Source organism: Psychrobacter sp. ASPA161_6, assembly GCF_051970285.1.
GTDB lineage: Bacteria > Pseudomonadota > Gammaproteobacteria > Pseudomonadales > Moraxellaceae > Psychrobacter > Psychrobacter glaciei.
Window position 1 is genome coordinate 139,246 of the sequence record NZ_JBEFNJ010000005.1, and the last position, 11,862, is coordinate 151,107.

The 11,862-nt window shown below is 43.9% G+C and carries 12 protein-coding genes; 2 read left to right on the plus strand and 10 right to left on the minus strand.

Annotated elements, in window-relative coordinates; translation table 11 throughout:
• Nucleotides 1-27 precede the first annotated feature (27 nt).
• From tatA to ACTQ9T_RS13460, 10 genes are all read right to left on the minus strand, one after another.
• Nucleotides 28-312, minus strand: a complete 285-nt coding sequence (gene tatA / locus ACTQ9T_RS13415; RefSeq protein WP_420230161.1) for a Sec-independent protein translocase subunit TatA — start codon at nt 310-312, stop codon at nt 28-30.
• Nucleotides 313-386: 74 nt separating this feature from the next.
• A complete protein-coding gene (locus tag ACTQ9T_RS13420) occupies nt 387-3,074 on the minus strand; it encodes a copper-transporting P-type ATPase (protein WP_420230160.1) in 2,688 nt (895 codons plus the stop codon).
• Nucleotides 3,075-3,214: 140 nt separating this feature from the next.
• Nucleotides 3,215-3,493 carry a DUF5676 family membrane protein gene (locus tag ACTQ9T_RS13425; protein ID WP_201589850.1) on the minus strand — a complete coding sequence of 93 codons (279 nt, stop codon included), beginning with the start codon at nt 3,491-3,493 and terminating at the stop codon, nt 3,215-3,217.
• A 433-nt stretch (nt 3,494-3,926) separates the two neighbouring features.
• The gene (locus ACTQ9T_RS13430) at nt 3,927-4,412 is read right to left on the minus strand and encodes a DUF305 domain-containing protein (protein WP_420230159.1); all 486 of its coding nucleotides are present in this window, start codon (nt 4,410-4,412) and stop codon (nt 3,927-3,929) included.
• 27 nt (nt 4,413-4,439) lie between these two features.
• The gene (locus ACTQ9T_RS13435; RefSeq protein ID WP_440465374.1) at nt 4,440-5,723 is read right to left on the minus strand and encodes a copper resistance protein B; all 1,284 of its coding nucleotides are present in this window, start codon (nt 5,721-5,723) and stop codon (nt 4,440-4,442) included.
• 25 nt (nt 5,724-5,748) lie between these two features.
• Nucleotides 5,749-7,449, minus strand: a complete 1,701-nt coding sequence (locus ACTQ9T_RS13440) for a copper resistance system multicopper oxidase (RefSeq protein ID WP_420230157.1) — start codon at nt 7,447-7,449, stop codon at nt 5,749-5,751.
• A gap of 98 nt (nt 7,450-7,547) precedes the next feature.
• Nucleotides 7,548-8,195 (minus strand): DUF411 domain-containing protein, encoded by a 648-nt coding sequence (locus tag ACTQ9T_RS13445; protein WP_420230156.1) that lies wholly within the window; start codon nt 8,193-8,195, stop codon nt 7,548-7,550.
• A gap of 139 nt (nt 8,196-8,334) precedes the next feature.
• Complete coding sequence (locus ACTQ9T_RS13450) at nt 8,335-8,928, minus strand: c-type cytochrome (protein ID WP_197102716.1); 594 nt, start codon at nt 8,926-8,928, stop codon at nt 8,335-8,337.
• Nucleotides 8,929-9,018: 90 nt separating this feature from the next.
• Nucleotides 9,019-9,297, minus strand: a complete 279-nt coding sequence (locus tag ACTQ9T_RS13455; protein WP_197102714.1) for a hypothetical protein — start codon at nt 9,295-9,297, stop codon at nt 9,019-9,021.
• A gap of 176 nt (nt 9,298-9,473) precedes the next feature.
• Nucleotides 9,474-9,758 (minus strand): hypothetical protein, encoded by a 285-nt coding sequence (locus ACTQ9T_RS13460; RefSeq protein WP_102093213.1) that lies wholly within the window; start codon nt 9,756-9,758, stop codon nt 9,474-9,476.
• A gap of 227 nt (nt 9,759-9,985) precedes the next feature.
• Between ACTQ9T_RS13460 and ACTQ9T_RS13465 the strand changes: the two genes are divergently transcribed.
• Together ACTQ9T_RS13465 and ACTQ9T_RS13470 are read left to right on the plus strand one after the other, a co-directional pair.
• A complete protein-coding gene (locus tag ACTQ9T_RS13465; protein ID WP_439266722.1) occupies nt 9,986-10,705 on the plus strand; it encodes a heavy metal response regulator transcription factor in 720 nt (239 codons plus the stop codon).
• A gap of 1 nt (nt 10,706) precedes the next feature.
• Nucleotides 10,707-11,862 (plus strand): histidine kinase dimerization/phospho-acceptor domain-containing protein (locus tag ACTQ9T_RS13470; protein WP_440465375.1); only part of this gene is annotated, 1,156 nt, incomplete at its 3' end.

Here is an 11,862-nt window from a genome sequence, read left to right on the forward strand (position 1 = left end):
AGTGCTGCTATTTATAAGCGGCGCGCTTCATGCTTTGTGCTGATCATCAGTGGTGACAGGACTGATTTCTGTATCATCAGCCTGAGCCCCTACCTGCGTATTTGAACCATTTTTTGAAACTGGCGTACTACTTTCATGGTCAAGTGAACGATTATTGCGAGCATGTGAGGTTTCTTCATCTTTGACTGCTTCTTTAAAACCTTTTACTGCACCGCCTAAATCTTTGCCCGCATTTTTAAGCTTAGCGGTGCCAAATACGACCACCACCACAACCAATAAAATCAGCCAATGTGTAATAGAAAAACTGCCCATAACGTGATCCTTATATTTTAAAGTCTTGATAAGACCAGTATGTGTGCTTTAGAAACTGCTCTACCGTACCAAAATTACAGTTTCAAGCGACGCAATCTCAGCGCATTGCCAATGACAGATACTGAAGACAGACTCATCGCAGCGGCCGCTATCATTGGACTGAGCAACAGCCCAAAGAATGGATACAAAACGCCTGCCGCAAGCGGTATACCAAGCGCATTGTAGATAAACGCAAAAAACAGGTTTTGTCTGATATTTCGCATCGTAGAATGACTCAGTTTATGGGCTCTGACAATTCCCATCAGATCACCCTTCACTAGCGTGATGCCAGCACTTTCCATAGCCACATCTGTTCCTGTGCCCATGGCAATGCCAACGTTAGCCTGTGCAAGAGCGGGAGCATCGTTAATACCGTCACCCGCCATAGCCACGACCTTGCCGCTATTTTGTAGCTCTTTGATAATACGGTTTTTGTCTTCTGGAGAGACGTCAGCATGTACCTCATCAATATTTAACTTACTGGCAACGGCCCTAGCGGTTATTTCGTTGTCACCTGTTAGCATGACCACTTTTAGTCCAGCCTGATGCAGTAAAGATATCGCTTCGCTGGTACTCGGCTTGATCGGATCAGCGACTGATATTAAACCAGCAGCTTGGCCGTTTACTGCTACAAACATTACCGTTTCGCCGTCTTTTCTGCGCTTATCAGCACGTTCTGAAAGCGCACTGTCAAAGCTATCAAGACGTTGCATAAATTTTGAGTTGCCTACAGCGACTTGCTTGCCATTGACCAGTGCCTGCGCGCCTTCGCCAGTGGTTGAGCTGAAATCACTGGCTTTAGCAATATCAAGAGATTTTTCCTGCGCAGCTTTAACGATAGCTTCTGCCAAAGGATGCTCGCTGGCAGTCTCTACCGCAGCGACAAGTATAAGCAGTTCATTTTCATCTAATCCACCAAGTGCTTCGATAGCAGTGAGCTCTGGTTTGCCTGCGGTTAATGTTCCCGTTTTATCGACAACGATGGTATCGACTTTTTCCATGCTCTCTAACGCTTCAGCGTTTTTGATAAGCACGCCATTCTGAGCACCCTTGCCAGTACCGACCATAATCGACATAGGCGTGGCGAGTCCTAAAGCACAAGGGCAAGCGATGATTAACACTGCAATAGCGTTGACCAGTGCAAAGGCCATGGCAGGCGCAGGTCCGAAAATAGCCCAGACGATAAAAGTTATGATAGAGCAGATAAGGACAATTGGCACAAACCATCCAGCCACCTTATCCACCAGCTTCTGTATTGGTGCGCGACTGCGCTGGGCTTCAGCAACCATTTTGACGATCTTGGACAGTACCGTGTCATCACCCACGTCAACCGCTTCAACCAGTAGGGTTCCCGTGCCGTTTACTGTGCCACCAGTAACCGTATCGCCTTTTGCTTTAGAAACCGGAATAGGTTCCCCCGTTACCATCGACTCATCGATACTGCTGCTGCCTTCAAGCACAATACCATCTACAGGGAGTTTCTCTCCTGGCTTAACCCGTAATTTGTCGCCACTGATAACTTCGTCAAGGGAGACTTCTGTTTCAACGCCTTGCTCATCTACCCGCCTTGCATTTGGTGGTGCCAACTCAAGAAGAGCACGAATTGCGCCAGAAGTCTGGCTTCGGGCTTTAAGCTCTAGAACCTGACCTAGTAGTACCAATGTCGTGATAACCGCTGCTGCTTCATAATAAACACCGACTCGACCGGATGCATCCCTAAAACTGTCTGGGAAAATGCCCGGAATAAAGGTTGCTATCAGACTGAAACCAAATGCTGTACCTACACCTATCGCAATTAGGGTAAACATATTTAGGTTGCGACTTTTTATGGATTGCCAACCTCGCACGAAGAAAGGTGCTGCTCCCCATAGCACCACTGGTACCGCAAGCGCCAACTGTATCCACTGAGCAATCTGCCCAGCGATATCGCCCTGACCGCCTTGAATGAAGCTGTCTAAATTTATACCTACCATATCGCTCATTGCGTATAAAAATAAAGGAACGGTCAGCACGGTACAAATCCAAAAACGCCGAGTCATGTCATCGAGCTCTGAGGTATCCTCGTCACCAATAGTAACAGTCTCTGATTCAAGTGCCATGCCACATATGGGACAACCACTATTCTCAATATCTCTGACTTCGGGATGCATAGGACAGGTATAAACGGTTCCGCTGTAGCCAGCTGGCACCTTATCGTACTTGCCGCCTTTTACAGATTTTACCTTAGTACGGTCAGTATCCTTTCCATGACGGTGTGCATGACTGTCTTCATTATCATTTGAATCAGTAACCTCGTTCTCAGGTTTGAGAAACATACCGCATATTGGGCAATCGCTTTTTTCCACATCTCTCACTTCGGGATGCATAGGGCAGGTATAAACGGTACCGCTATAATTTTCCGGTACTTTGTCGTATTTACTCTCTTTAGTAGGATGGGCATCGGTATTCGACGGACTATGGCAGCTTGCATGGTCATCTTTCATTGCTACCATCTCGGCAACAGTGTCGTCAGGTTTAAGAGACATTTTGCATATGGGACAGCCGCTATCTGTAACGTCTCTCACCTCTGGATGCATCGGACAGGTATAAATGGTTCCACTGTAACCAGTTGGTACCTTATCGTAAGTGGTATCTTTATTGGATTCTATGCCTGTATTAGCTGTACCGTCACAGCAATCATGGTCTTCGCTATCCGAAGTATTTTTTGTCGTATCGTGTTTCATGACTATGTTCCAGTTATTGATTGCAATGATAGTTTAGGTTTAAGTCACCAGCTTTTGATCCCACCCAAGATTGGCGCACTGTCCGTCGTTCTCAGCATAGTTGACCTATCTGAGCCGAAGATTCAATGGCTACGCTAGACTCATCCTGCTTTAGCAAACCAGCGATATAGCGGTACAAACACAATCGCAAAATACCAACCATAAAGATAGGATTCGACAAATCCAATTAGGAAACCTGACCATGTCAACCATTCAAAACCAGGTAGCAGCGGTGCCCAAGCCTCATGCATGCTTATCTGCTCAGGTGCGAGTAGGCCAAAGACTATGCACAAGAGATAGCTGATGAGCAGAAACAGAGAAACGCTGTTGCCCACAGGACCAATTCTTAAAGTATTCGCTTTTGAATTCAATTCGTTCATCTTGACTCTCCTTGGTAGATGCTATACACCGCTTTCGTCACCACCAAACAACGGTATGGTATATGACCCGAACATCCGAACCAGAAAGCTCTGCGCAATAATTATATAAAATTACATCAGCAGAGCATTAAAACTGGTCGTCAAACAGTCTCTATATACTTGATGCAAGTACGTCGCAGCACCGCCAGCTGACGGGTAAGCGTTAGAGATTTTAATATAGGAGTAAGCACTAAAAGAGACAACAATTGCAGCAGCCAAAAGGCCAGTGGGGAAAGTGAACCATGCATACTCAGCCTTTTATTGCTTTTTCATGAGCAATGTTTTGATTCTGCAGTGAAAGTAGCTTTGAATAAAAAGACCTATATGCTTACGTCTATCATTTGATAGACCATTATTTTATTTGTTTAAAATAATGGTCTATCAGTATAGATCGTTATTCAAGCTCATCAATCAATTGCTTCATCTCAGCGATCTCACGCTTTTGCGCTTTTATAATATCGTCAGCAAGCTTTTGTACACGCGGATCTTCAATATCAGCGCGACTACTAGTGAGAATGGCAATCGAGTGATGCGGTATCATCGCTTGCATCCAATCGACTTGGTCGACCGTTGCTTGTGATCTGACGCCCCAGATACCGACAGCAAACATCAATACACTCAGGCCATAGATCATCAAATTGACCTTGGTCTTCTTATACATATTGGTCATAAATGCCAACATGACCACTGCCATACCGGCACCCATGTAGAGCGCCATATAAGCTCGGGTTTCACTAAAATAAATATGATCCCATTCATAAGTATTGAAATACATCATGATGTACATCACAATCGTAGACGTCACAATCATCAGGGTGAACTTTACGTAAGGGTTCATGGCCTGTTGATGATCCATGTTGTTTTGATCTGAAGTATTCATAGTATATCCCCTATTATTTTAATAAAATTAGAACCAGAATTTGACCCCCGCAGTCAAACTACTGCTATCAACCGATTCATTTTCTTGACGTCGTTGACCACGAGCCTTGCCAAGCGCTGTCTCATAACTCACGCCCACATAAGGGGCTAGTTGGCGACTGAACGTCTCGTAAGTCAGCCTAACCTCAGCTTCCATCTCATTAAAGCCTTTGGTAATGCCATTATCATGGTCATCTTTACTAAAGGCAGTCAATCCCACCTCTGGTATGACTACCCAATGCTGATCTAAACGCCATTCATACTCTGCGCCTAAATCAAGGCGAAGTTGACCATCGGTATATAAGTAGGCTCTCGCATCTGTTTCAATGAAATACGGTGCGGTACCGACAATGCCTGCCATAAGGGCAGCGTTATCATTTTCAGTATCGTAAGCGACACCAGCTTCCCCATTCCAGAAAATGCTCAGTGGTTTCCAATAAGCAAGCGAGCTTAAGCTATCTATTTCTTTATCATCTTTAGTCTGAGCACTACCCTCGGTACGTAGTCTTATACGATTACTGTCAGTACCATACCAACCCGTCGCCTCGAAGTTGATTTGGTCTTCATCGAACTGATAGCCCAAGTCGTCTACTGACACTCCCCATAATGGCATGCTGCCCATCATCATTGGCTTACCATACTGTCCGTAGGGAACCCCATTTGAATAGTCTGGACTGCGAGCATCGGCTGGTGGCTGCCCACCTTGCATACCAGACATGTCCATACTGCCATGGTCCATGCCTGACATATCCATGCCACTGTGATCCATACCAGACATATCACCTGACATGTCCATGCCACTGTGATCCATACCAGACATATCGCCCGACATATCCATGCCGCTATGATCCATGCCAGACATATCGCCCGACATATCCATGCCACTATGATCCATACCAGACATATCGCCCGACATATCCATGCCGCTGTGATCCATATCAGACATATCGCCTGACATATCCATACCGCTGTGATCCATATCAGACATATCGCCCGACATATCCATGCCGCTGTGATCCATATCAGACATATCGCCTGACATATCCATACCGCTGTGATCCATATCAGACATATCGCCCGACATATCCATGCCGCTGTGATCCATACCAGACATATCCATATCTGACATATCCATGCCGCTATGATCCATATCTGACATATCCATACCGCTGTGGTCCATGCCAGACATATCAGCAGCCGTTGCAAACGATGAGGTGAGCAAGACTAGCGATGACAAACCAATGAATGGCAGATTTTTCTTAGATATTTTCATAATAAGCCTCATATTCGAAGGTTTGTTAAACGACGGCAACTTCTCTGAACATACCGGCTTCCATGTGATAAAGCAGGTGGCAATGCCACGCCCATCGTCCAACTTCACCCGTCACGTCGAAGCTAATCTTTTGCGCTGGCTGAACCACAATCGTATGTTTACGTACCTGAAAGTCTCCAGATGGGGTTCGCAAATCACTCCACATACCATGTAAGTGCATAGGGTGATTCATCATGGTGTCATTGACTAAGGTAATGCGTACACGCTCGTTAGGTTTAATATTAACAGGCGTTGCATCCTTAAACATGACACCATCTAGCGCCCAGATATAGCGTTCCATATTGCCAGTCAAATGTAATTCGATCTCTCTAGTAGGCTTGCGCTGCTCTGCCAATACTTGCTCATCCACGGAGCGCAATTGATCATAAGTCAAAACCTTTCTATTAATATCACGCAGGTTAATACCAGGATCATCGAGGTTCATACGTGGACTGTCGACGCGCATATCAGATTTAAAGTCGTACTCGGTCTTAGCATGCCGTGCTTTGTAGCCTTTGTCACCCATAGCCCCCATCATATCAGCCATGGTCAGCCATTCGATCTTATCCATAGCAGGTATTGCAGCACGAGCGCCTTTTTTGGTCGCAAGCGTGGTCGCGACATAGCCTGAACGATCAATGTTTTGGGCAAATATGGTATGTGCATCTTTGGTCGGCGTGACGATGACATCATAAGTCTCAGCCACCCCAATACGGAAGTCATCAATCGCAACGGGCGCGACATCATTGCCATCCGTTGAGACGACGGTCATTTCCAGACCCGGTATACGCACATCGAATATCGTCTGTGCTGAGCCATTGATAAAGCGTAGTTTGACGGGCTGTCCCGCTTTCACTAGCTGTGTCCAATTGGCTGCGGTAGTTTTACCATTCATAAGGTAAGTGAATGTCTTCTCACCAGACAGATCGGTGAAATCCGTCGGCATCATGCGCATCTTATTCCACATTTTGCGCTTGTCATAAGCGGCTTCTAGATCTGTTGCGGCAATATCAGACAATAGCTTTTTAAAATCTGGCAAATGGTAGTTATCAAAGTCAGCGCGCTGCTTTAATAGCTTTAGCAAGTTATGCGGATCGCGGTGTGTCCAATCACTCAATAAAATCACGTGATCTTCGGCGACTGGATAGCGTTCGCGGCCTTTAGGCTCAATGACGATAGCCCCGCGCATTCCAGTTTGCTCTTGAAAGCCAGTATGGGAGTGATACCAATATGTACCTGATTGAATGAGTTTGAATTTATAGGTAAAGGTACTCTTCGCAGGAATACCATCAAAGCTGATACCTGGCACACCATCCATTTCAAATGGGACGAGCAAGCCATGCCAGTGAATAGAGGTCGACTCATTCATCTGGTTATGGACACGGATGGTCACGGTATCGCCTTCTTGCATCTTTAGCGTTGGCGCTGGCAGTGAGTCATTGATGAGGGTTGCCATACTCGACTTGCCATTGACAGTAACGGGCTTCTTGCTGACATACAGGTCAAACTCTGTACCGGTTAGAATGGGTACGATATGGTCAGCTTTATCACTGTTGACGGCTACGTTTTGTTGACCTTTTCCTAGCGCACTATTGGCAATAGACGGCAGCGTAGATAGCATGGATGCCCCTAACAAAGTAGAAGACCCTGTTAAGAAGCGCCTGCGATTGAACATATTCTTGTTCATAATAATTTACCTAACTTAATCCGTGAAATGGGAGTTGAGTTCATATAACTGTTGGCTCATTAATAGAACAGAATGAGCTATGTAATGCTTTAATCAAACTAGATTTGCTGCTGCGGTGAGTCAATGGTTGCATAAATGGCTGTTGAGCCGTCTTTGTTAAGCTGCATCACTTTATACGGCATAAATTTATCTTGATATTCCATACCAGGGCTACCAACTGGCATGCCAGGTACGGCAAGGCCAATCGCATCACTTGGCGGATTCTTTAGAAACTGTGCCATATATTTGGCAGGGACATGGCCTTCAAAGACAAAGCCATCGGTAGTAACGGTAGTATGGCAAGAGCGCATTTGCTGTGGTACGCCATAACGATCTTTAAACAAAGACACGTCGGCAACATCATGGGTAGCTGCGCTTAACCCATTGTCTTCTGCGTGGCCGACCCACTCTTTACAGCAACCACAATTGGCATCTTTATAGACGGTGGCTGACACATTTCGCAAAATAGTTGATTGGGTATCTGAATGAGCACTGACAGGTATTATTTCGGCTTGTGGTTGCTCTATTAGCGCGGTTTTTTGCGTAGCGGTAGTTGGCTCAGTCGCTGGTTTTGAGTCAGCAGTAGTCGCGTTAGGTTGACTACAAGCGGCTATCGTTAACGATAATGGCAATACCACAATCGCTGAGAGCACACGGCCAGATATCAGATTATGTTCATTAATAAATCTATTGGTATAGCGTCTCATAAAACCACTCCTGAGCGTCTATCTGACGATCACATTTATAAAAATTAAAGCCGTAACACTGACCAAAGTAGTACTGGTAAAGCTTAAAACTCAAATCGCAAAAGGCAGCACTATTAAGCACTGCATCTTTTACGAAAAATCAATGTTGCATTCCGGATCCATCACCTGACATATCCATCTCACCATCAAATGACATGCCCAACATATCATCGTCTATCCTAGTGGTTAGCATGGTGTACTGGTTTTCATTCAATTCAGGTAACGATCTGATAAAAGCGACCATTGCCCACATTCTATCATCATCGTGCGAAGCGCCCCATGCGGGCATACCTGATGCCATAATACCGTGTTTAATGGCCCAAAAGGCTTGCTGAGCACCGGCATCTGTTTTATAGCGTTCCACCAATTCAGTATTGGTAAAATTGGGCGGCTTTGGATATAAACTTGCACTAAAATCAGTACTTTCTACCCCAGGAGATAAGTGACAGCCTGCACACATATCTTTATAGTCTGCCCCGCCCGAGCTGATCATTTCTGTCTTTTCTAGGTTTGGAACCGCAATGTCCTTACTAGCATTTGCTATTGAACGCGTACGTGCCGTTTCTAAAAAATTGTAAACCAGCGGACTATGGGCTTGATCAGCACCGATATTTATCACGCCACTGGTCACCACAATAAAAATGCCCACAATAGCGACAAAAACAGTAAGCAGTATTCCTAGTAAAAACTTCATAGGTTTGTCCTAAAAATCCATTTTTGTTAATACCCAATTACTGCTCGACAAAACCATCTAACAATAATATTGAATTTCTACGATCAATGTCTAAGAATCACTTTTACTAGTAACACAGTGCTTTTGGTACATCGCTTTCATTTTTCCCATGTTGGTCATCATAGCTTTCATAGCAGGATCCTTCATATCCATTTTACTATGATCCATTTTGCCCATCATTTGCATGTGCTTTTCCATTTTTTCACAATTCATCTGATCTTTTTCAGCATGCATTTTTGGGTCATGTGCCAAAGCAGATGTTGAAACAACTAAGGCTATAGCAGTTGCTACGATTGATTTAGACAGTGGTATTGATTTGAATAGTGACATGGTAAATCCTTATTTTATTTGGTATGAAGTCGAAAAACTTTAAAATATTAAGTTACTTTAAAGCATACTTTATTGATTCTGACAGAGAGATGACAGCAAGATTACAATTCTGTCATCTTGCTATTTATGGTTTTTAATATTGTCATCAATCCTTTAGTATGACATCAGAGCTGATATTACTTATCGCTACCATATTTGTTAATAAAGTATTTTTCAGACTGTAGATGTTGATCTTTGTGTTCAATCTCACAAGCCACTCTAGCATCGATATAGCTTTTCATTTGGGCGCTAGAAAGCTGAGCATCGTTATGATCCAAGTTTTTTGCAAAGTCAGTAACAGCGTCGCAGTTATTGATGATTGAAGTACTTAGATCAGTAGTATGCGCATTAGCAGTAGTAATACCTATAAGTACAGATACCGATAGCAATACTACTTTTTTGAATGAACCGTGAATTTTCATATAAAACCTCTTTTGTAAGTTATTAGGCGTTTAAATTGATTACCTGTGAAAATAATTCGTAGTAGCTAGATATTAGGAACGAGCAACTATGTTTCATTCATATAGATTAGCAAAAGAAGACTGACAATCTGATTACGAGCACATGACATTTTTGTCAGTTACAAAACGTTTTTGTCATCTATATTGATTAGGATGTCAAATAATCATAATCGTGTTGAGGGGTTACTATGAAAATACTACTGGTAGAAGATGAGTTGAAACTAGGCGAGTATATAAAAAAAGGCTTAACCGAAGCTGGATTTATTGTTGATCATCACCTAACCGGTCTAGATGGCTATCATGCATTGATGACAGAAGAGTTTAGCGTGATCCTAATGGATGTGATGCTGCCTGATGTTAGCGGCTTTGAGCTGGTTCGCAATTACCGAGCAGCGGGTAAGCAAACGCCTGTACTCTTTCTAACGGCAAAAGATGACTTAAGCGATAAAATAAAAGGGATTGAGATTGGGGGTGATGATTATTTGACCAAACCTTTTGCGTTTGCAGAACTGATAGTCAGAATAAAAAGTCTATTACGACGCGCCAATCAAGCCGATTATCAAAGTACGATTCTGCAAATAGCGGATCTCAAGATGGATATTGCCAAGCGCACTGTACATAGAGGCGGCAAGCCTATTAAGCTCACGGCAAAAGAATTTTCCTTACTACAGTTTTTATTAGAGCGCCGAGGTGAAGTGCTACCACGCACCGTGATCGCCTCCCAAGTATGGGATGTGAATTTTGATAACGATACCAATGTGATTGATGTGGCGATAAGGCGTCTGCGTATAAAAATAGACGATGGTCATGAGGCAAAGCTCATTCATACTGTGCGTGGAATGGGCTATCGCTTAGAGGCGCTGGCTACTGAGGTCCAAATTGATGCGGACGGAGACGATTCTAAATAGCATGAACCATACACTCAGAAACCGGCGCTGGTCACTGCTATGGCGAACGATTTCCTTATTGACAGTCTTCGTTATTATCTCTCAGGTCATCATCTATGCGTGGGTGCAGCGCTCTGTGAGTGGACACTTTGAGCAAATGGACTCAGAGATTATCACCCATGCAGCTTTTAATCTGCGTAAACGCATGGTTAGTGTTAACGAGCCCATAGAACCATTCACAGTGTCAAAGTCCCAATCACTCATTGATGACAATCACTTGCATTCCTCTTGGCTGGATTATGATTTAAAAACCTTAGTAGCAGATAAAAAAGGTAAGTTATTATCCAGTGACCCCAGTAATTTCATTCATAGTTTGCCAGCCGATTTTAGCTTGTTATCACTATGGCAGGAACATCACGATCAGCAGTTTATGATCAAGATAAACAATAGGCATTACCGAGCCATTATTATTCCAAATCAAGAGATTTTGGCGTTTATCGCCCTACCTACCAATGTGCATCATCAATATCTTATCCAGTTTAATCGCCAGCTGAGCTTGATACTCACAGCCATCACCTTGTTGTTGGTTTCAGTAGCGGCATTAAGTGTGTATTGGGGGTTTGCGCCTTTGTCCACTATCGTACAAAAAATGAAAGGCATAAACCTCCAAAGGTTAGACGAAAGAGTTGCGGTTGACGATATGCCGTTAGAACTGAGGCCACTAGCAGAATCTTACAATTCAATGATGGTCAAGCTTGAAAGTAACTTTGAGTCTTTGTCTCGGTTTTCAGACAATATTGCCCATGAGCTACGTACGCCAATAGCGACGCTGAGTACACAAACGCAGGTCATGTTAACTAAGCCAAGAGAAGGCGACGAATATATCGAGCAGCTACATCATCAGCATGATACGTTAGAGCAGTTATCCGCCATGATTAACAATATGCTGCTACTGGCAAAAACCCAAAAAGGATTAAGTGACTCGCAAATCAGTCACGTGGATACAGACAGCTTAATCACAAAGCTCGTTGATTACTATGAAATGATTGCAGAAGATCGAGGGATAACTTTTGAGAAATCAGGTAAGTTCGAAAGAGTATTAGGTGATGAAGGCTTATTGCAACGGCTGTTTGCCAACCTGATGTCAAATGCCATTTATTACGCAGCTAGTGATAGTA

What these genes read in the sequence shown, in the direction of transcription:
- tatA (WP_420230161.1), bottom strand. Translation starts at nt 312, where the DNA reads ATGGGCAGTTTTTCTATTACACATTGGCTGATTTTATTGGTTGTGGTG.
- ACTQ9T_RS13420 (WP_420230160.1), bottom strand. Translation starts at nt 3,074, where the DNA reads ATGAAACACGATACGACAAAAAATACTTCGGATAGCGAAGACCATGAT.
- ACTQ9T_RS13425 (WP_201589850.1), bottom strand. Translation starts at nt 3,493, where the DNA reads ATGAACGAATTGAATTCAAAAGCGAATACTTTAAGAATTGGTCCTGTG.
- ACTQ9T_RS13430 (WP_420230159.1), bottom strand. Translation starts at nt 4,412, where the DNA reads ATGAATACTTCAGATCAAAACAACATGGATCATCAACAGGCCATGAAC.
- ACTQ9T_RS13435 (WP_440465374.1), bottom strand. Translation starts at nt 5,723, where the DNA reads ATGAAAATATCTAAGAAAAATCTGCCATTCATTGGTTTGTCATCGCTA.
- ACTQ9T_RS13440 (WP_420230157.1), bottom strand. Translation starts at nt 7,449, where the DNA reads ATGAACAAGAATATGTTCAATCGCAGGCGCTTCTTAACAGGGTCTTCT.
- ACTQ9T_RS13445 (WP_420230156.1), bottom strand. Translation starts at nt 8,195, where the DNA reads ATGAGACGCTATACCAATAGATTTATTAATGAACATAATCTGATATCT.
- ACTQ9T_RS13450 (WP_197102716.1), bottom strand. Translation starts at nt 8,928, where the DNA reads ATGAAGTTTTTACTAGGAATACTGCTTACTGTTTTTGTCGCTATTGTG.
- ACTQ9T_RS13455 (WP_197102714.1), bottom strand. Translation starts at nt 9,297, where the DNA reads ATGTCACTATTCAAATCAATACCACTGTCTAAATCAATCGTAGCAACT.
- ACTQ9T_RS13460 (WP_102093213.1), bottom strand. Translation starts at nt 9,758, where the DNA reads ATGAAAATTCACGGTTCATTCAAAAAAGTAGTATTGCTATCGGTATCT.
- ACTQ9T_RS13465 (WP_439266722.1), top strand. Translation starts at nt 9,986, where the DNA reads ATGAAAATACTACTGGTAGAAGATGAGTTGAAACTAGGCGAGTATATA.